Source organism: Sphingobium sp. L-44 (assembly GCF_056859495.1).
This window is the reverse complement of the sequence record NZ_JBSXOQ010000080.1, coordinates 23,714-40,819: the sequence shown is the minus strand read 5'-3', so window position 1 is coordinate 40,819 and position 17,106 is coordinate 23,714. Positions and strand designations below refer to the sequence as shown.

Below are 17,106 nucleotides of genomic sequence, written 5' to 3'. Positions count from 1 at the left end.
TGCGCAGCGCCGACGGGAAATGGCAGGGAGGCGGCATGAACGAGATAGTGGATGATGGCGGCACCGCGTCGCCGGCCCGCGCCGCGATCGGCGATCGGGTGCGCGAGAAGCTGAACCGCAACCCGCTGGTCAGCCGCATCGACAGCCCCCATCTGGAAATCTATGGGCGGCAGGATTTCCTGGGCGCCGAAGAATGCGCGGTGATGCGCGCGATCATCGATGCCGGTGCCCAGCCCTCTACCCTGTTCACCGGGCGGGAAAATGCCGATTATCGCACCAGCCACAGCTGCAATCTCGACCGGGAAGACCCGCTGGTCCATGCAATCAGCGCCCGCATCTGCGCGATGACCGGGCTGGAGCCGGACCATGGCGAGACATTGCAGGGGCAGCGTTACACCCAGGGCCAGGAATATAAGGTCCATTGCGACTATTTCCCGGTCAATGCCAGCTATTGGCCCGACATGCGCAAGACCGGCGGCCAGCGTAACTGGACGGCGATGATCTATTTGTCGCCGGTCGAGGGCGGGGGCGAGACCCATTTTCCGCGCTGCGAATTCATGGTGCCGCCGATCGAGGGGATGATCCTGATCTGGAACAACCTGAAGCCCGACGGTGCGCCCAACCCCTATAGCCTGCACGCCGCCCGGCCGGTGGCTCAGGGCACCAAATATGTCGTGACCAAATGGTTTCGCGAACGTCCCTGGGTTCGCTGACCCAGAAGGTCGCGCGCCATTACACTTTGCGACATAAATGACTGGTTCCTGACAGCGCCGTTCCCGGACGGTTCAGCGAATCCACTCCATATTCAACATGTTGGTAAGCGAACCTGCCCCGCTTGAAGCGGTTGGAAGCGTCCCCGAGCCTCCAGATTGATGGGAGTAGAAATATGCGCAAGATCATCATCCTTGGCCTTCTTGCGGCCACCGTCGTCCCCAGCGTCGCTTCCGCCCAGTCCTATGGCGAAGCCCGCCGCAGCGAGCAGCGGCTGCGCGAAGACCAGCGCGACCTCCGCGCGGCCCAGCGCTATGGCGATCGCCGCGATGTCCGCGAAGCCCGTCGCGATGTGCGCGACTCCCGCCAGGAAGCGCGCGAAGACTGGCAGGATTATCGCCGCAGCCACCGCGACGTCTATCGCGCCGGCAACTGGAATGCGCCCTTCCACTATTCGCGCTGGAATGCCGGCGCCCAGCTTCGCCCGGCCTATTATAGCTCGCGCTATTATATCGCCGATCCCTATCGCTATCGCCTGCCCCGTCCGGCCACCAATCAGCGTTGGGTCCGCCACTATAATGACGTGATGCTGGTGAATGTGCGTACCGGCCGGGTCATGACCGTCCATCGCGACTTCTTCTGGTAAGCCGATCGAAACAGGAAAGGCCCCGGACAGCAATGTCCGGGGCCTTTCTTTACCCCCTTGGCCGCGCCCCCCGTTTCCGGGCGGGCGCGGCCGATGCCGTGCCAGGCACGCCATCAGTCCGAAAGGGGGGTGGACCGTTCGCGAAACGCCCTGCGCGCGCGATGGTTCCCCCGCTTCGTTCCGATCAGGCGGCGAGCGCCTGCGCAATCAGCTTGCGGCTGTTGTCGATGCCATAGAGCGCGATGAAGCTGCCCATGCGCGGCCCCTGATCGGCGCCCAGCAGCGTCTGGTAGAGAGCCTTGAACCAGTCGCGCAGTTCAGCGAAGCCAAAGGCTTCATCCTTGCCGATGGCATAGACGATATTCTGGATATCCTCCGCGCTGGCATCGGCCGGCAATGCGGCCAGTTCTTCATCCAGCTTGGCAAGCGCCGCCGCTTCATTGGCGTGCGGCGCGCGGCGCTGGAGCGTCGGCGCGACGAAATCGCGATGATAGGCAAGCGCATGGCCGATCAGCGCGTCGAGTTCGGGATAGGTTTCCGCGCTGGCGCCGGGCACATAATTCTGGAGATAGCTCCACACCTGTTCGCGGCTGGCATCACCCATCACGCCGACCAGATTGAGCAGCAGACCGAAGGTCACCGGCAGTTCGCCCTGCGGCAGCTTGCCATCATGGATATGATGGACCGGGTTGCCGAGCTGCTGCTCGATCGCCTGCTTGGGATAATTGCCGCGGAACTGCCAATATTCGTCAACCGCGCGCGGGATCACGCCCATATGCAGCTGCTTGGCCTTCTTCGGCTCGCGATAGGCGTAGAAGGCCAGGCTTTCCTGCGGGCCATAAGTCAGCCATTGTTCGAGGCTGAGGCCATTGCCCTTGGACTTGGAGATCTTCTCGCCCTTTTCGTCGAGGAACATCTCGTAGTTGAAGCCTTCGGGTGGGCGGCCGCCGAGCGCGCGACAGATCTTCGACGACTGGGTGACCGAGTCGATCAGATCCTTGCCCGCCATTTCATAGTCGACGCCCAGCGCGTACCAGCGCATCGCCCAGTCGACCTTCCATTGCAGCTTGGCGCCGCCGCCCAGGATCGACTGCTCGATCGTCTCGCCGCCAGGAACGGAAGTGTCCACGAAGCGGACGATGCCGGCTTCGGCATCGACCACCTCGACCGGCACCTGCAGCACGATGCCGCTCTTGGGGCTGATCGGCAGCACCGGCGAATAGGTCGCCTGCCGTTCCTTGCGCAGGGTCGGCAGCATGATGTCCATGATCGCCTGATAACGGCGCAGCACCTGGCGCAGCGCTTCGTCGAAGGCGCCGGCCTGATAGCGTTCGGTGGCCGAGACAAATTCATACTCAAAGCCGAAGCTGTCGAGAAACTCGCGCAGCATCGCATTATTGTGATGCGCGAAGCTTTCATATTTCTCGAACGGATCGGGCACCTGCGTCAGCGGCTTGCCCAGATAGTCCGCCAGCATCGCCTGGTTCGGCACATTGTCGGGCACCTTGCGGAAACCGTCCAGATCGTCGCTGAACGCCACCAGCCGGGTCGGGATGTCCGACAGCGCGTGGAAGGCGTTGCGGACCATGGTGGTGCGCAGCACTTCGTTGAAGGTGCCGATATGCGGCAGGCCCGACGGGCCATAACCGGTCTCGAACAGGATATGCCCTTTCTCCGGCGCGCCATTGGGGTAACGCTTGAGAAGCTTGCGCGCCTCCTCATAGGGCCAGGCCTTGGACGCGTTCGCGGCGGTGCGGAGAATGTCGGATATGGTCATGATGCCAAAGCCCCTACCGCCGCGGGGGCCGAAAGGGAACGGCTTTTGGAGGCAAAAACGCGTTAAACCGGGCTTCATATTTAGATTTTGTTCACCCTGTTCCTCCATGGTCTGGTCATATGGAGGCTCCCATGCAGACACCCCGCAGCCGCGAACGGATTCCCGTCGACATCGCGATCACCATCACGACCGTGCTCGACAGCCTGGAAGGGACGATCGTCGATCTGAGCGCGGGCGGCGCGCAGGTCGTCGGCTGTTCGCTGCCGACCGGAAGCCAGTGTCAGCTGGATATTGATGGCTATAGCGTGTTCGGCACGGTGCGCTGGTCGGAAGAGGACCGGATGGGCATCCGTTTCCCCTATATCCTGACCGAAGGGCCGCTGTTCGAACAGCTGGAAATGGCGCGCCTGGCCCGCCGCGCGCCGGTGGCGTTCCAGCCCCGACCGGCAGCGCCCGCCTTCGTCTATTCCGGCCCCATGGGTTTTGGCCGCCGGACCAATTGATCGGCGCATTTCGGTTTCCCTTTTGTTCGCCTTGCCCTAAGCCGGACGGGTGATCGATCCTGCTGCCCTGCCCGCCCTCCATGCCAGCCATGGCGGCATCTGGCTGCGCGAAGGCAGCCGCACCATGGGCGTCGCCAAGGGGCAGGCCATTGCCCGCACCGCCGAGACGCCGACGCTGCTGCTCAATGCACCGTTGACCGGCCAGCGGCTGGGCTATCCCGATCTCAATGGCCTCGACCTGCTGGAACTCTGGGCCTTCGTCCATCCCGCGCGCTTCCTGGTGCCCACGCCCAAGGGGCTGGCCGAGGCGCTGGACCTGCCGCAGCCGGCACAGGAAGGCGATATCCCGACCCTGCTACAGATGGCGGCGCGCGCCCTGCTCGACCGGCTCGATTCCCCGGAATGGAAAGAAAGAGAAGGCGGCTGGACCGCGGCGCAGGCGCTGCACCGGCTGCGCTGGCCCTGGTCGCCGCTGGTCGCGCCGCGCATCAGCCGCCCGGCGGAGGCGGAACGCTGGCTCTTTTCCAAGCTGCCCGAATGGGAGGAGGCTGCGCCCCGCCCTGCCCCGCGCACCGTGGCGATGGAGGAGGATGACGTGCTGGCGCGGCTCGACAGCCTGACCGGACCGGGCGCCGAACCCCGCCCCGGCCAGCGCGCCTATGCCGCCGCCGCGATGGAGGCCTTTCGCCCGCGCACGCATCGCGACCAGCCCAACATGCTGCTGGCGGAAGCCGGCACCGGCATCGGCAAGACGCTGGGCTATCTCGCCCCCGCCTCGCTCTGGGCCGCGCAGGCGCAGGGCACGGTGTGGATATCCACCTATACCAAGGCGCTGCAACGCCAGCTCGACCGGGAATCGCTGCGCCTCTTCCCCGATCCGGCGACCGCCGCGCGACGCGTGGTGGTGCGCAAGGGGCGGGAAAATTATCTCTGCCTGCTCAATCTGGAAGATGCGTTGCAGGGCGGCTTTGCCGGCCGCGCCGCCATATTGGCGCAACTGGTCGCGCGCTGGGCCGCCTTCTCCAAGGATGGCGACATGGTGGGCGGCGACCTGCCCGGCTGGCTGCCCATCCTGTTCCGGCGCAACGGCTCCACCGCGCTGACCGACCGGCGCGGCGAGTGCATCTATGCCGGCTGCCCCCATTATCGGAAATGCTTCATCGAACGGTCGGCGCGGGCATCGGCCGAGGCGGACATCGTCATCGCCAATCATGCGCTGGTGATGATCAACGCCGCGCGCGGCCGGGAGACCGGGCAGCGCCCGCAACGCATCGTCTTCGACGAGGGCCATCACCTGTTCGACGCCGCCGATTCGACCTTTTCGGTCGCGCTGTCGGGGCAGGAGGCGATCGAACTGCGGCGCTGGGTGATGGGACCGGAAGGCGGATCGCGCGGCCGCCGCCGGGGCCTGGCGGCGCGCCTGTCCGACCTTGCCAGCTATGACGAGGAAGGCGGCGAGGCGATCCGCACGGCGGTCGAAGCTGCGCGCGCTTTGCCGGCCGACGACTGGCTGAAGCGAATCGTGGCAGGTGAGCCTTTCGGCCCGCTGGAGGAATTGCTCGCCACGGTGCGCGGCACCGTCTTCGCGCGCGCCGCCGACAGCGGCGAGGCGGATGCCGGCTATGGGCTGGAGACCGAACTGGCCGAGCCCGATGGCCCGCTGGTCGAGGCGGCACAGGAAGCGGCGATCGCGCTCGATGCGCTGCTGAAGCCGCTGGTTCGGCTGTCCAAGCGGCTGGAAGCCGTATTGGAGGATGCGCCCGACTGGCTCGACGGCGCGGCGCGGGCGCGGATCGAAGGGGCAATCGGATCGCTGGGCTGGCGCCGCGACCTGATCAGCGCCTGGCTGGCGCTGCTGGCGCGGATCGGCGGCTCGGCCGACCCCGATTTCGTCGACTGGATGACCGTCGACCGGGTCGAGGGGCGCGAATATGATATCGGCCTGCACCGTCACTGGCTCGACCCGACCCGCCCGCTGGCCGAGGCGGTGCTGCAACCCGCGCAGGGGGTGATCGTCACCTCCGCCACGCTGAAGGGCGGCGGCGACTGGTCCAATGCCGAGGCGCGCAGCGGCGTCACCCACCTGCCCCACAGCGCCGAACGGTTCGAGGCGGCCAGCCCGTTCGACTATCCCGATCGCGCCGAAGTGCTAATCGTCACCGACATCAAGCGCGGCGACATCGCCGCCATGTCGGGCGCCTATGCCCGGCTGATCGAGGCATCGGGCGGCGGCACGCTGGGCCTGTTCACCGCGATCCGGCGGCTGCGGGCCGTGCATGCGCGCATCGCCGACCGGCTCGCCCGCGCCGGCCTGCCGCTCTATGCCCAGCATGTCGATCCGATGGATACCGGCACATTGGTCGATATCTTCCGCGACGATCCGCGTGCATCGCTGCTGGGCACCGATGCGCTGCGCGATGGCGTCGATGTGCCCGGTCATTCGCTGCGGCTGGTGGTGATGGAGGGCGTGCCCTGGTCCAAGCCGACCGTGCTGCATGCCGCCCGGCGCCTGGCGGGGGGTGGCAGCGCCTATGACGACCGGCTGATCCGGGCGCGTCTGGCGCAGGCGTTCGGCCGGCTGATCCGACGCGCCGAGGACAAGGGCAGCTTCGTGATCCTGTCCGCCGCCATGCCGAGCCGGCTGCTGAGCGCCTTCCCGCCCGGCACGCCGATCCGCCGGCTGACGCTGGACGAGGCGATCATCGCCGTCAGCGCAAAGATGCAGGCGCGGGACATGCAGGACGCTGGCCTTGGCGACCGAACAACGTTAGGGCATCAGGGAAGCGAACCCGGCATGCGGTGACCCGACTGGGCACGGCGCCTTTGTTTTCTGCGTTTTTGCGAGTCGGCAGGAAAAATTCCGCCGCAACAAGGCGCGAGGAGCTGGAGCGAGAATGAAGCGGTTGACCCTGTTGCGCCATGCCAAGTCCGATTGGGACGATCCGGTCGCGCGGGATTTCGACCGGCCGCTCAACCGCCGGGGGGAAAAGGCCGCGCTGCTGATGGGCCAATTCGCCGCGCGCAAGGATATGCGGTTCGACCTGCTGGTCGCATCCCCCGCTGCCCGCGTCGTCCAGACGCTCGACACCTTCTTCACCGGCTATGGCGAAACGCTGGACGCCCGCTGGGACCGGCGCATCTATCTGGCCTCCGCCCCGACCCTGATCGACGTGCTGCGCGATTTGCCGGACGAGGCGGACAGCGTGCTGATGGCGGGACATAATCCCGGTTTCGAGGAACTGATCCTGAGCCTGGTTCCCGATGATGGCGCCAATCCGCTGCGCGAGGATGTGGAAATCAAATTTCCGACCGCCAGCATCGCGGTGATGGATCTCGCCATCGACCAGTGGGACGCGACGACGGACAAGTGCGGCACATTGCTGAGCTTCACCCGTCCTCGCGACCTGGACCCGGCGCTGGGTCCGGGATCGCGCTGAGCTTGACCACGCCGATTCACTGGCGGCCGGCTGTCGCCTCCGATGCCGCCGCATTGGCGATATTGGGCGGCGCCACTTTCCTCGCAAGCTTTGCCCATGACCATCCCGGCGAGGCGTTGGTCGCCCATATCCGCAAGGCGCATGGCGAGAACTATTATCGTGCAGCCCTCGCCGATCCGGCCCAGACGATCCTGATCGGCGAGACGCCGCTGGGCGCGCCGGTCGGCTATGCGCTGATCACCCCGCCTGACCTGCCGGTACCGACCGACGACCGGGCGGATGTCGAACTCAAGCGCATCTATCTGCTGAGCGGGTGGCAGGGTGGCGGCAATGGCGACGCGCTGATGGCGCTGGTGCTGGCGGAGGCCCGGCGACGCGGCGCACGCCGACTGCTGCTGGCCGTCTATCCACAGAATGATCGGGCGCGGCGTTTCTATGCCCGGCATGATTTTGTCGAGATCGGCGAACTGACCTTCATGGTCGGGGACGTGCCGTTCCGCGACCTTGTCTATGCCCGGACGCTCTGATCGCGATCAGCGACCCAAGGCGCGCGCCAGATCGGCCCGGATGGCTTCGAGCCGCGCGATCAGGTCCGGCTCCGGCGTCGCGGCGGGCAGCGGATCGACCGCTATGTCGTCCGTGCCATCAGCCAGCGCCTTCTGCGCGCCCTTGACCGTGAAGCCCTCGACATTGAGCAACTGGTTGATGCGCCGTGCCAGCGCCACATCGGCAGGACGATAGTAGCGCCGGTTGCCCGATCGCTGGAGCGGACGCAATTGCGGAAAGCGGGTTTCCCAATAGCGCAAAATATGTTGGGCAAGACCCAGCTCTGTCGCCAGTTCGCTGATGGTCAGAAATGCGCCCTCGGCCTTTTCCATGGGCGCAATGTTGCACCCATAGTCCCGTAAAGGTCAACTACGGTAAATATACGCCAATATTACAAAAGCTGACCGAATTGCCTCAGGTCGAGGCAACGCGGTCCCGCATCGTCTGGCTCGCGCGGAATGTGAGCACCCGGCGCGGCTCGATCGGCACCTCGATCCCGGTCTTCGGGTTGCGCCCCATGCGCTCATTCTTGTCGCGCAGGACGAAGGTACCGAAACTCGAAATTTTCACATTTTCGCCGCGCTCCAGCGCAGTCGACATATGTTCCAGGATCGATTCGACCAGTGCCGCCGCTTCCGCGCGGGACAAGCCAATGTGACGATTGACGCTCTCCGCCAGATCAGCGCGGGTCAGTGTGCCAGTGCCGGTCATCGCAAATCCCCAATGTGCCCCCCTGCATCATCTGCCAGGGCAAATGAATGCGACACAAATGTGATGCATGTTGGGTGATTCGGCAAGCAGGTCAGATACGTAGGGGCGATCGTTTCGCCGCCGTATCAGACCCGCAGGACGCAGGCGCCCCAGGTGAAGCCGCCGCCCATCGCTTCCAGCACGATCAGGTCGCCGGCCTTGATCCGGCCATCGCGGGTCGCCGCGTCCAGCGCCAGCGGCACCGAGGCGGCCGAGGTGTTGGCATGCTGGTCGACGGTGACGACGACCTTGTCCGGGGACAGTTTGAGCTTGCGCGCGGTCGCGTCGAGAATCCGGGCATTGGCCTGGTGCGGCACCAGCCAGTCGATGTCGGCGGGCGTCATCTCCGCCATCGCCATCACTTCCTTGAGCACGGTGGCGAGATTCACCACCGCATGGCGGAAGACTTCCTGCCCCTTCATGCGGACCTTGCCCACGGTCTGGGTGGTCGAAGGACCGCCATCGACATAGAGAAGCTGGTTGTGGCGGCCATCGGCATGCAGCTTGGCAGCGAGGATGCCACGCTGGCCGTCCGCGCTTTCCTCCGCGCCGAGCACGACGGCGCCCGCGCCGTCGCCAAACAGCACGCAGGTCGCGCGGTCTTCCCAATCGAGAATGCGGCTGAAGGTTTCCGCGCCGATCACCAGCGCGCGCTGGGCCGCGCCCGAGCGGATCATCGAATCGGCGACGGTCATCGCATAGAGGAAGCCCGAGCAGACGGCCGCGACGTCGAAGGCGACGCAGTCATCGATGCCGAGCGCGGCCTGCACCAGCGTGGCGCTGGCGGGGAAGGTCTGGTCCGGGGTGGCGGTCGCCAGGATGATGAGGTCGATATCCTGCGCGGCGAGGCCGGCCGCGTCCAGCGCGCGCTTGGCGGCATCGGTCGCCAGGGTGGTCGTGGTCTCCCCCTCGCCGGCAATGTAGCGGGTGCGGATGCCGGTCCGCTCGACGATCCATTCGTCGCTGGTGTCGACGGTCTGCGCCAGTTCCGCATTGGTGACGACGCGTGCGGGCAGGGCCGAGCCCGTGCCCAGGAGAACGGATCGACGCATCACTTGACGGGCAGCTCCAATTTGGACGCGACGGCGGACAGATCCTGCACCCCGGCCATATCGGCCGCGATGCGTCGCGTGATATCCTCTTCCAGCAGGCGGGCGGCGACATGCACCGCATTGGCCACGCCCTTGGCATCGGCGCTGCCATGGCTCTTCACCACGACCCCGTTGAGGCCGAGGAAGACGGCGCCATTATGATTGTTGGGATCAAGATGATGCTTGAGCAGGTGCATCGCCGGCTTCGAGATCAGGAAGCCGATCTTCGACCGCAGCGAACTGGAGAAGGCGCGGCGCAGCAGGTCGGCGACGAAGCGGGCGGTGCCCTCGGCCGTCTTGAGCGCGACATTGCCCGAAAAGCCGTCGCACACGATCACGTCGGTTTCGCCGCGGCCGATCTTGTCGCCTTCGGTAAAGCCGTCGAACGAGAATGGCAGGGTATCGGCCGCGCGCAGCACGGCGGCGGCGTCACGAATCTCGTCCGTGCCCTTGAGCTCTTCGGTGCCGATGTTGAGCAGGCGTACGCGCGGCCGCTCCAGATCGAGGGCGATACGGGCATAGGCCGCACCCATCACCGCGAACTGGACGAGGTTGCGCGCATCGCACTCGGTATTGGCACCAAGGTCGAGCATGACGACGTCATTGTCGCCAAGGGTGGGCAGCATCGCTGCCAGCGCAGGCCGATCGACGCCGGGCATGGTACGCAGCGCCAGCTTCGCCATCGCCATGAGCGCACCGGTATTGCCGGCGGAAACCGCCGCACCGGCATCACCCGATTTCACGGCGTTGATCGCCATGCTCATCGAGCTGCTCTTCTTGCGAATCGCGACGCTGGGCTTGTCCGTGCCCTCGACGATCGTATCGGAATGCACGACTTCCGACGCCGCCCGCAAATTGGGGTGGTTGTCGAGAGCCGCCTTGATCCGGGTCTCGTCGCCGAAAAGGGTGAAGCGGAGTCCTTCGTGCCGGCGACGGGCAAGCGCAACGCCTGCCATCATCACCCGCACGCCTTCATCCCCGCCCATCGCGTCAATTGCGATTCGCGGTTGGCTGGACACTGAGATCACCCCTTTGCGGAGATCGAAAAAGTCTTACGCCCCGACGGCGATGACTTCGCGGCCGTTATAATGGCCGCATGCGTCGCACAGATTGTGGGGACGCTTCAGTTCACCGCAGTTCGAGCATTCCTGGAATGCTTCGACGCGCAGCGAATCGTGGCTGCGACGCATGCCACGCTTGGACGGGGAAGTTTTCCTTTTGGGGACAGCCATGTCGGCACCTGTTTCCGTAATTAAATCTGGTTATGCGACTGGCCGGTTTCCAAATGAGACGCCGACGGCACGGGTGCCGCAGACCATGCGGCCCGGGTGATCGCGAAGCCCTGCGCCTATAGCCGTTTTTGAAGATGGTGCAAGTCCTTCCTTGCCCGCCGGCCCGCCGCGCCTATGGTGGCGGCCCGTCGAATAGGGGGATGCCCATGTTGTTGCCGATCACGCTTACACTGGCTGCGGCCTGTGCGCTCATCAATTTCTGGCTGGCGGTGCGCTGCGCGCGAATCCGCGTGGGCGCGAAGCTTTTGCACGGCGACTCGGGGAATATGCTGCTGGCACGGCGGATGCGCGCGCACGCCAATTTCATCGAATATACGCCGATCGTACTGATTCTCTTTGGCCTGATCGAAATGGCGATCGGCGCGCCGCTGTGGCTGTGGATCGGGGCGATGATCTATGCGCTGGCGCGAATCGCCCATGGCTTTGGCATGGACGCCGACAAGCCGACGGTCTGGCGCGCGGGCGGCGCGCTGCTCACCTGGATCGTGATGCTCGGCCTGGCGGTCGCGGCGCTCTATGTCGCCTATGGCGCGACTCGCGCCGTGCCTGCCCCGCCAGCGATGGCGCGCGTTTAACCGAGAACGGAATCGGCCACATAGGGATTGGTGCGCCGTTCATAGGCGAAATTGCTCATCTCGCCATGGCCGGGGACGAAGGCGGTCTGGCCGCCGAGCGGCCAGAGCTTGCCGGTGATCGCGTCGATCAGATCCTGATGATTGCCGCGCGGGAAGTCGGTGCGGCCGATCGAGCCCTTGAACAGCACGTCGCCCACGATCGCGAGCCGGCTCGGCGCATGGTGGAAGACGACATGGCCCGGCGTGTGGCCTGGGCAATGATAGACGTCGAAGGTCAGATTGCCGACCGTCACCTGGTCGCCATCGACCAGCCAGCGGTCCGGCTCGAAGCTCTCGCCCGGAATGCCCCAGCGTTCGCCATCCTGCGGCAGCCGGTCGATCCAGAAGCGATCCTCCTCATGCGGCCCCTCGATCGGAACATCGAGGTCGCGGGCCAGCACGCCGGCCTGGCCGCAATGGTCGATATGGCCATGGGTGACGAGAATCTTCTCGATCGTGACGCCATGCTGCGCCGCCGCCTTCTTCAGCACCGGCAGGTCGCCGCCCGGATCGACAAAGGCGCCGCGCATCGTTTCCGTACACCAGAAGAGGGTGCAGTTCTGCTGCAGCGGGGTAACGGGGATCAGGGCGGCTTTGAGCGGCGGCGTGGTCATGCTGCCGATGTGGCGAAGCGACGGGGCGAGCGCAAGGGCGTCCGCACCGGAGCGATAGCCATCGCTTGCGAGAAAAAGGGCGAGCTGCAAAACAGGGGATATGGCGATAGCAGCGATCGTACTGGCAATATTAGTAGCAGCGCTGGGCAGCGCTATCGTCCTTAGCCGTCGCTGGAACGCAGCCATCGGCATATTGGGCGGGCTGGCTATAGGGATCATATGCTGGGCCAGCATTTCGGCGGCTATGTTCTATTGGTTCGTCGTTGGCTGACGCCAGGTCCACAGCGCTGAATGGATCCCGAAACGAGTTCGGGATGACGCCGTTTAGGATTCCCCTACCCTAGCCCCTCGGCCGCGAAGGGTTCGGCGAGGCTGATGCTGTCGAGCACCTTGGCGGTTTCGTCGCGGACGCGCAGCATCACCCGGTGCAGGCGGCATTCGCTTTCGGGCAGGCAGTTGGTGCAGCTTTCATGGGCGAAACGGCTGGCGCAGGGGGTGAGCGCGAGCGATCCGCGGGTCAGGCGCACGATGTCGCCATAGCTGATGTCGACCGGCGCCAAGGCCAGCCAATAGCCGCCGTCGCGACCCCGCTGGGTCGCCACCAGCCCTTCGCGCGACAATTCGGACAGGATCACCGTCAGGAATTTCGCCGGGATATTCTGGCGCGTCGCAATCTCGTTGAGGGGCACGGGCCCCTGGCGATAGCGGTCGGCAAGATGCTGGAGCGCGCGGATGGCGTAACGGGTCTTCTGGGACAGCATGGTCTGTTCGTTATTCGCCTGCGGCCCGGCTTTGGCAAGTCGAGCCGCAGGGTAGAGAAGGGAAAATCCGCTTTAATTTATGCGATGTTGCCGATCAGGGCTGCGTGCTGCTCAGAGCGTCGCGCGCCTGCCTGGGGAAATCGCTGAAAATGCCGTCGACGCCGGTCGCGGCGATCGCCTGGACATAGCCGGCAAAGTCGCCCCGCCCCTGCGGATCGTCCGGCCGCTTATACTGGTCGGGCAGGAAGCTGTTTTCCATCCGCAGCGTCCAGATATGGACCTGAAGCCCGGCATCATGGGCGCGGCCGACCAGCGCGGTCGCCCCTTCGGGTGCCAACACCATGGCGGCGGACGGGCCGAGGCCGGTGGCATAGCCGGCAATCGCCTCCAGCCCGGAAACGCTCATCATGTCGGCATAGCTGGTGCCGGGTTCATCGGCGGGGCCGCCTTCGGCATCGACGAGCTGGATGAGGCGCAGCCGGGTCGCTTCATGCAGGGCCTTGAGATTGCCGACCTCGAACGACTGGATGAAGACCGGATCGTCGGCATTGGTGTAGCCATATTTGCCGAGCAGATCGAGCAGCGCCTGCTGGTGCGGCAGGCCGATGCCGGCAAAATAGCTGGGATGCTTGGTTTCGGGATAGAGGCCGATGCGACGATGCTGCTCCGCTTCCTTGGCGCGGACCAGCTTCAATATCTCCTCGAAGGTCGGGATGAGATAGAGATCGTTGAAGCGGACATTGGCCGGGCGCAGATCGGGCAGACGTTCCCGAGCCCGCAGCGTGCGCAGTTCGGCGAGGGTGAAATCCTCGGTGAACCAGCCGGTCATTGCGATGCCGTCGATCGTCTTCGTCGTCTTGCGATCGGCAAATTCGGGATGGTCGGCAACGTCGGTGGTGCCGCCAATCTCATTCTCATGCCGGGCGACCAGCACGCCGTCCCTGGTCAGGACCAGATCAGGCTCGATATAGTCGGCGCCCTGATCGATCGCCCGCTCATAGCTGGCGAGCGTATGTTCGGGCCGCTCGCCGCTGGCACCGCGATGCGCGATGATCAGCGGGTCGGCGGCCCGGACGGCGGAAAGGGGGAGCAGGCCCATCATCAGCAATGCCCCGATGCCCAGCAGCCCCCGTCCGATCACGCCATCACGCCTTTCAGCGCGTTTTCATAGGTCGTCGCCTTGAAGCCGACGACCGTGCCCTTGCCGGTGTCGAGGATCGGGCGCTTGATCATCGAGGGGTTGGTGATCATCAGCAGGATCGCCTTGTCCGCGTCGATATGCGCCTTGTCCCCCGCGTCGAGCGCCTTGAAGGTGGTGCCTGAACGGTTGAGGATGGTTTCCCAACCATGCTCCATCACCCATTCCTCCAGCTTTTCCTTGTCGACGCCGGCGACCTTATAGTCGTGGAAATTATAGGCGACGCGCTCATTATCCAGCCAGTTGCGGGCCTTCTTGATCGTATCGCAATTCTTGATGCCGTACATGGTAATCATGATGCTGTGTCCCTGTTACCCTTTGAAGGCGGTGACTTCGATTTCGATCTTCATCTCCGGCTTGATGAGGCCAGCGACGACGCAACTGGCGGCCGGGCGGATCTCGCCAAAGATGGGCGCGGTGGCCTTGCCCAGATCGTCCCAATAGGCAGGGTCGGTGATATAATAAGTGACGCGCACGACATCGGCAAAGGAGAAGCCGGCGTCTTCGAGCGCCTTGCCGATCACCTTGAGCGCGTTGACGCCCTGATCGACCACGCTTTCGGGCATGATCTTGGTTTCGGGATCGGTGCCGGTGGTGCCGGCGACGAAGCACCAGTCGCCCTGGACGACGGCGCGCGAATAGCCGACCTGCGCCTCGAAGGGCGAGCCGGAGGAAATGAGCTGGCGGGACATGGAGAGATTCCTGTTGCGATGCGAAAAGGATCGGGGCGAAAAGGATCGCGACGGCCTTTGCCCCCTTGGTTCCGCGCTGTCCAGTGCGTTTCCGGACGCGCTTGCGCGGAACGGGAAAATGGGGTGATCGTTGGAGGGGGACATGCCCCTGCAAGGAGACGCGCCATGACGATGTCCGACAATCGCCCCTTCCCCGACGAGAGTGAGGAGAATAGCGAACAGGCCGACGCCGGCACCCAGGCGAACGACGTCGCCGACGATGCGCTGGGCCGGACCAGCGACCTGAGCGAAGAGAGCGAGCATGGCGGGCGGAGCAACCCGGCGCAGATCATCCCCGACGATGTCCCCGACCTGGTCGACAAGATGAACGAGATGGACCGATCCGGCTGGATCGATGAAGGCGCGTTCGACGGCGAGCCGCGCATGGACGACGAGGATGATGGCGAGGAGGACGAAATCCTCAACGAGGATGACGACTAGCCGCTAGGCCGGGTGCGCCTGTGCTGGCGCGAGGCCGAAATTGATCATGCCGCGCGCCATATGGCCGAGCGCTTCCGCCATGGCGTCGGCGATGTCGGTGTCGACATCCTCCTGCAGGGCGATCGCGCAGGCGGCTGCGGTCGCCCATTGATCGGCCAGTTGCGGCGTGATCGGAAAGGCGCGGTGCAGCGACATGATGCAGGTGCCGCGCTGAAACCAGTCGCGTGGGCCGCCCAGCCAGCCGCACAGGAAGCGGGTGAGGCCGTGGCGCACCACGGAGAGGTCGGCGGCATGAATGGCGCGCAGCTCGACATAGGCCGGGTCGCTTTCCAGCAGGTCATAGAAGCGGTTTGCGATAGCGCGGACGACCGGTTCGCCGCCGATGCGGACATAGGGGCTGGGCGGCGCGGCGGCGTTCATGCGGCAATCTCCATGGGCTGAGGCGGGCGCACCCTGCGCATCCCCTGCACTTCCCACATTGATCCCGATCAAACGCCGGTTCGCCCCGAAATGGCGACAAGCCGGATCAGATTTAACCCTCTGTTTTTCCTGAACCTGCTAGGGGCGCGCCATGTCCAGACGCCCCGACCGATTCACCCCCGACCGCATCGACACACTCTGGCGCCGGGAGGCGGCGCGTGCCGGACAGGCGCGCTTTCGTCGCCCCGCGCCCCAGCGCAGCGGCTTCAGTGGCAAGACGCTTGGATTGGTGCTGGCGCTGGGGATGATGATCGGCTGGCAGGCGCCCGACTGGTGGGCGCGGCTGGCGCCCGAGATCGCGATGCCGACGGCGTCGACCGGCACCGCGCCGTCGAGCGCCAGCGCCGACCAGCTATCGGCCGATTTCGGCTATTGCCATAGCGGCGGCGGGACCAATTGCGTCGTCGATGGCGACACTTTCTGGTTCCGGGGCGAGAAATATCGGATCGCCGGCATCGACACGCCCGAAACCCATGGGCCGCGCTGCCCGGAGGAAGGCGCGCTGGGCGCGCGGGCGACCAGCCGGTTGCAGCAACTGATGAATGCCGGCCCCTTCTCGCTGGAGATCGACGGGCGGGCGACCGACAAATATGGCCGGGCGCTGCGGATCGTGACGCGTGATGGCCAGTCGATCGGCCAGCAACTGGTGGCCGAAGGGCTGGCCCGGACCTGGGACGGGCGTCGCCACCCCTGGTGCTGAAAAAAGGGGGCGTCTTCGCCCCCCCCTCTTCCCGATCAGCGGCAGCTGAGGCTGCCGCGGTCGATCTCGCGGCCGAGCAGCGCGCCGGCGCCGCCGCCGATCAATATGCCCGCCGTGTTGGAATAGCCGCGATCGAGCTGGCCGCCGATCAGCGCGCCGATCGCGCCGCCGATGATCAGGCCGGTGGTCCCGTCCGAACGGCGGCAATAATAGCGGTCGTCATAGCCGCGATAGATGCGCATGCTGCGGTCGACCCGGATCGGCGCATAGCCGCCGCGATAATAGCGGTCGGGGCGATAGCGGCCGCCATAGCGCGGATCCGGCCGGTTCCAGTCATAGGCATAGACCGGCGGTCCGGGCCGGCGATAGTTGCCACGGGGCGGCGGCGGGCGATGGTTGCCGGGACGGCCATATTGGGGCGGACGACCATTGCCGGGCCGGCCCGGCTGGGGCGGGCGGCCTGCCCCCGGCCGGCCGGGCTGGGGCGGACGCTGGGCATGATTGCCGCCATGGCTGGGGGGCCGTTGTGCGCCCGGACCGCCGGGGCCGCCATGGCCCGATGACGGCCCGCCGGGTCGGCCATGACCCTGGCCGTGCTGGGCGGCGGCGGGCATGGCGGTCAACGCCATGGCGCCCAGTGAAAGCGCGGCAATCATGCTTCTGGCAAAGCGATGCATGGTCCAGTCCCTTTTCGATTCCTGTTGACCGAGGCAAGCTAGAACGTAGCAGCTGAACAAATGTTGCACGAACGGAACAAAGACGAAGATGGTGGTCGATATTGTAGGAAATGCTACGCTTAACTTCGCATATTTCC

22 protein-coding genes are annotated in these 17,106 nt (G+C 65.4%); 9 read left to right on the top strand and 13 right to left on the bottom strand.

The genetic code is table 11. The annotated features are described in order from the left end of the window. Positions 1–35: 35 nt before the first annotated feature. Both AC13EK_RS09170 and AC13EK_RS09165 read left to right on the top strand, forming a co-directional pair. On the top strand, positions 36–713 hold the full coding sequence (locus AC13EK_RS09170; protein ID WP_004209961.1) for a 2OG-Fe(II) oxygenase: 678 nt from the start codon (positions 36–38) through the stop codon (positions 711–713). Between the two features lie 173 nt (positions 714–886). Further along, positions 887–1,357, top strand: a complete 471-nt coding sequence (locus tag AC13EK_RS09165) for an RcnB family protein (RefSeq protein WP_069335710.1) — start codon at positions 887–889, stop codon at positions 1,355–1,357. Between the two features lie 184 nt (positions 1,358–1,541). Here AC13EK_RS09165 and AC13EK_RS09160 read toward each other — a convergent pair whose 3' ends face one another. Next, the gene (locus AC13EK_RS09160; protein ID WP_069335711.1) at positions 1,542–3,134 is read right to left on the bottom strand and encodes a lysine--tRNA ligase; all 1,593 of its coding nucleotides are present in this window, start codon (positions 3,132–3,134) and stop codon (positions 1,542–1,544) included. Positions 3,135–3,265: 131 nt separating this feature from the next. Between AC13EK_RS09160 and AC13EK_RS09155 the strand changes: the two genes are divergently transcribed. The 4 genes from AC13EK_RS09155 to AC13EK_RS09140 all read left to right on the top strand — a co-directional run bounded on the left by AC13EK_RS09155 (position 3,266) and on the right by AC13EK_RS09140 (position 7,601). Beyond that, complete coding sequence (locus tag AC13EK_RS09155; RefSeq protein ID WP_069335712.1) at positions 3,266–3,637, top strand: PilZ domain-containing protein; 372 nt, start codon at positions 3,266–3,268, stop codon at positions 3,635–3,637. A 49-nt stretch (positions 3,638–3,686) separates the two neighbouring features. Beyond that, positions 3,687–6,440: an ATP-dependent DNA helicase gene (locus tag AC13EK_RS09150; protein ID WP_277788060.1), complete on the top strand. Its 2,754-nt coding sequence runs from the start codon at positions 3,687–3,689 to the stop codon at positions 6,438–6,440. 91 nt (positions 6,441–6,531) lie between these two features. After that, on the top strand, positions 6,532–7,074 hold the full coding sequence (locus tag AC13EK_RS09145) for a SixA phosphatase family protein (RefSeq protein WP_017499105.1): 543 nt from the start codon (positions 6,532–6,534) through the stop codon (positions 7,072–7,074). A gap of 2 nt (positions 7,075–7,076) precedes the next feature. After that, positions 7,077–7,601: a GNAT family N-acetyltransferase gene (locus tag AC13EK_RS09140; RefSeq protein WP_069335714.1), complete on the top strand. Its 525-nt coding sequence runs from the start codon at positions 7,077–7,079 to the stop codon at positions 7,599–7,601. A gap of 6 nt (positions 7,602–7,607) precedes the next feature. Here the strand turns inward: AC13EK_RS09140 and AC13EK_RS09135 are convergent, their stop codons facing one another. The 5 genes from AC13EK_RS09135 to rpmF all read right to left on the bottom strand — a co-directional run bounded on the left by AC13EK_RS09135 (position 7,608) and on the right by rpmF (position 10,693). Continuing rightward, positions 7,608–7,952, bottom strand: coding sequence for a MerR family transcriptional regulator (locus tag AC13EK_RS09135; protein ID WP_010336848.1), 345 nt, complete (start codon positions 7,950–7,952; stop codon positions 7,608–7,610). Between the two features lie 82 nt (positions 7,953–8,034). Further along, positions 8,035–8,331, bottom strand: coding sequence for an integration host factor subunit alpha (gene ihfA, locus AC13EK_RS09130; protein WP_004209953.1), 297 nt, complete (start codon positions 8,329–8,331; stop codon positions 8,035–8,037). A 125-nt stretch (positions 8,332–8,456) separates the two neighbouring features. Further along, positions 8,457–9,425, bottom strand: a complete 969-nt coding sequence (locus AC13EK_RS09125) for a beta-ketoacyl-ACP synthase III (protein WP_069335715.1) — start codon at positions 9,423–9,425, stop codon at positions 8,457–8,459. Then, positions 9,422–10,447, bottom strand: coding sequence for a phosphate acyltransferase PlsX (gene plsX / locus AC13EK_RS09120; RefSeq protein WP_010336845.1), 1,026 nt, complete (start codon positions 10,445–10,447; stop codon positions 9,422–9,424). The genes AC13EK_RS09125 and plsX overlap by 4 nt, the downstream gene beginning before the upstream one ends. 66 nt (positions 10,448–10,513) lie before the next feature. Then, the gene (gene rpmF, locus AC13EK_RS09115; protein WP_004209950.1) at positions 10,514–10,693 is read right to left on the bottom strand and encodes a 50S ribosomal protein L32; all 180 of its coding nucleotides are present in this window, start codon (positions 10,691–10,693) and stop codon (positions 10,514–10,516) included. 206 nt (positions 10,694–10,899) lie between these two features. On the opposite strand from rpmF, the gene AC13EK_RS09110 reads away from it, so the two are divergent. Next, entirely contained in the window at positions 10,900–11,328 is a 429-nt protein-coding gene (locus AC13EK_RS09110; RefSeq protein ID WP_026108754.1) for an MAPEG family protein, read from the top strand. Here AC13EK_RS09110 and AC13EK_RS09105 read toward each other — a convergent pair. From AC13EK_RS09105 to AC13EK_RS09085, 5 genes are all read right to left on the bottom strand, one after another. Next, positions 11,325–11,981: an MBL fold metallo-hydrolase gene (locus AC13EK_RS09105; RefSeq protein ID WP_069335719.1), complete on the bottom strand. Its 657-nt coding sequence runs from the start codon at positions 11,979–11,981 to the stop codon at positions 11,325–11,327. The genes AC13EK_RS09110 and AC13EK_RS09105 overlap by 4 nt on opposite strands. Positions 11,982–12,316: 335 nt before the next feature. After that, positions 12,317–12,742, bottom strand: coding sequence for an RrF2 family transcriptional regulator (locus AC13EK_RS09100; RefSeq protein ID WP_004209947.1), 426 nt, complete (start codon positions 12,740–12,742; stop codon positions 12,317–12,319). 94 nt (positions 12,743–12,836) lie between these two features. Then, complete coding sequence (locus AC13EK_RS09095; RefSeq protein ID WP_069335716.1) at positions 12,837–13,883, bottom strand: glycerophosphodiester phosphodiesterase; 1,047 nt, start codon at positions 13,881–13,883, stop codon at positions 12,837–12,839. Continuing rightward, on the bottom strand, positions 13,880–14,236 hold the full coding sequence (locus tag AC13EK_RS09090; protein WP_004209945.1) for an ArsC family reductase: 357 nt from the start codon (positions 14,234–14,236) through the stop codon (positions 13,880–13,882). The genes AC13EK_RS09095 and AC13EK_RS09090 overlap by 4 nt, the downstream gene beginning before the upstream one ends. 15 nt (positions 14,237–14,251) lie before the next feature. Further along, entirely contained in the window at positions 14,252–14,632 is a 381-nt protein-coding gene (locus AC13EK_RS09085; protein WP_004209940.1) for a RidA family protein, read from the bottom strand. Between the two features lie 165 nt (positions 14,633–14,797). Here AC13EK_RS09085 and AC13EK_RS09080 point away from each other — a divergent pair, with 165 nt between their 5' ends. Beyond that, positions 14,798–15,112 carry a hypothetical protein gene (locus tag AC13EK_RS09080; RefSeq protein WP_017499116.1) on the top strand — a complete coding sequence of 105 codons (315 nt, stop codon included), beginning with the start codon at positions 14,798–14,800 and terminating at the stop codon, positions 15,110–15,112. Between the two features lie 3 nt (positions 15,113–15,115). On the opposite strand, the gene AC13EK_RS09075 is transcribed toward AC13EK_RS09080, so the two are convergent. Beyond that, positions 15,116–15,532 carry a globin domain-containing protein gene (locus AC13EK_RS09075; RefSeq protein ID WP_069335717.1) on the bottom strand — a complete coding sequence of 139 codons (417 nt, stop codon included), beginning with the start codon at positions 15,530–15,532 and terminating at the stop codon, positions 15,116–15,118. A 151-nt stretch (positions 15,533–15,683) separates the two neighbouring features. On the opposite strand from AC13EK_RS09075, the gene AC13EK_RS09070 reads away from it, so the two are divergent. Further along, complete coding sequence (locus AC13EK_RS09070) at positions 15,684–16,292, top strand: thermonuclease family protein (RefSeq protein ID WP_069335718.1); 609 nt, start codon at positions 15,684–15,686, stop codon at positions 16,290–16,292. A gap of 35 nt (positions 16,293–16,327) precedes the next feature. Here AC13EK_RS09070 and AC13EK_RS09065 read toward each other — a convergent pair whose 3' ends face one another. Next, the gene (locus tag AC13EK_RS09065; protein ID WP_125988071.1) at positions 16,328–16,969 is read right to left on the bottom strand and encodes a glycine zipper 2TM domain-containing protein; all 642 of its coding nucleotides are present in this window, start codon (positions 16,967–16,969) and stop codon (positions 16,328–16,330) included. Positions 16,970–17,106: the final 137 nt, after the last annotated feature.

What these genes read in the sequence shown, in the direction of transcription:
- AC13EK_RS09170 (WP_004209961.1), top strand. Translation starts at nt 36, where the DNA reads ATGAACGAGATAGTGGATGATGGCGGCACCGCGTCGCCGGCCCGCGCC.
- AC13EK_RS09165 (WP_069335710.1), top strand. Translation starts at nt 887, where the DNA reads ATGCGCAAGATCATCATCCTTGGCCTTCTTGCGGCCACCGTCGTCCCC.
- AC13EK_RS09160 (WP_069335711.1), bottom strand. Translation starts at nt 3,134, where the DNA reads ATGACCATATCCGACATTCTCCGCACCGCCGCGAACGCGTCCAAGGCC.
- AC13EK_RS09155 (WP_069335712.1), top strand. Translation starts at nt 3,266, where the DNA reads ATGCAGACACCCCGCAGCCGCGAACGGATTCCCGTCGACATCGCGATC.
- AC13EK_RS09145 (WP_017499105.1), top strand. Translation starts at nt 6,532, where the DNA reads ATGAAGCGGTTGACCCTGTTGCGCCATGCCAAGTCCGATTGGGACGAT.
- AC13EK_RS09135 (WP_010336848.1), bottom strand. Translation starts at nt 7,952, where the DNA reads ATGGAAAAGGCCGAGGGCGCATTTCTGACCATCAGCGAACTGGCGACA.
- ihfA (WP_004209953.1), bottom strand. Translation starts at nt 8,331, where the DNA reads ATGACCGGCACTGGCACACTGACCCGCGCTGATCTGGCGGAGAGCGTC.
- plsX (WP_010336845.1), bottom strand. Translation starts at nt 10,447, where the DNA reads ATGGGCGGGGATGAAGGCGTGCGGGTGATGATGGCAGGCGTTGCGCTT.
- rpmF (WP_004209950.1), bottom strand. Translation starts at nt 10,693, where the DNA reads ATGGCTGTCCCCAAAAGGAAAACTTCCCCGTCCAAGCGTGGCATGCGT.
- AC13EK_RS09110 (WP_026108754.1), top strand. Translation starts at nt 10,900, where the DNA reads ATGTTGTTGCCGATCACGCTTACACTGGCTGCGGCCTGTGCGCTCATC.
- AC13EK_RS09105 (WP_069335719.1), bottom strand. Translation starts at nt 11,981, where the DNA reads ATGACCACGCCGCCGCTCAAAGCCGCCCTGATCCCCGTTACCCCGCTG.
- AC13EK_RS09100 (WP_004209947.1), bottom strand. Translation starts at nt 12,742, where the DNA reads ATGCTGTCCCAGAAGACCCGTTACGCCATCCGCGCGCTCCAGCATCTT.
- AC13EK_RS09090 (WP_004209945.1), bottom strand. Translation starts at nt 14,236, where the DNA reads ATGATTACCATGTACGGCATCAAGAATTGCGATACGATCAAGAAGGCC.
- AC13EK_RS09085 (WP_004209940.1), bottom strand. Translation starts at nt 14,632, where the DNA reads ATGTCCCGCCAGCTCATTTCCTCCGGCTCGCCCTTCGAGGCGCAGGTC.
- AC13EK_RS09080 (WP_017499116.1), top strand. Translation starts at nt 14,798, where the DNA reads ATGACGATGTCCGACAATCGCCCCTTCCCCGACGAGAGTGAGGAGAAT.
- AC13EK_RS09075 (WP_069335717.1), bottom strand. Translation starts at nt 15,532, where the DNA reads ATGAACGCCGCCGCGCCGCCCAGCCCCTATGTCCGCATCGGCGGCGAA.
- AC13EK_RS09070 (WP_069335718.1), top strand. Translation starts at nt 15,684, where the DNA reads ATGTCCAGACGCCCCGACCGATTCACCCCCGACCGCATCGACACACTC.
- AC13EK_RS09065 (WP_125988071.1), bottom strand. Translation starts at nt 16,969, where the DNA reads ATGCATCGCTTTGCCAGAAGCATGATTGCCGCGCTTTCACTGGGCGCC.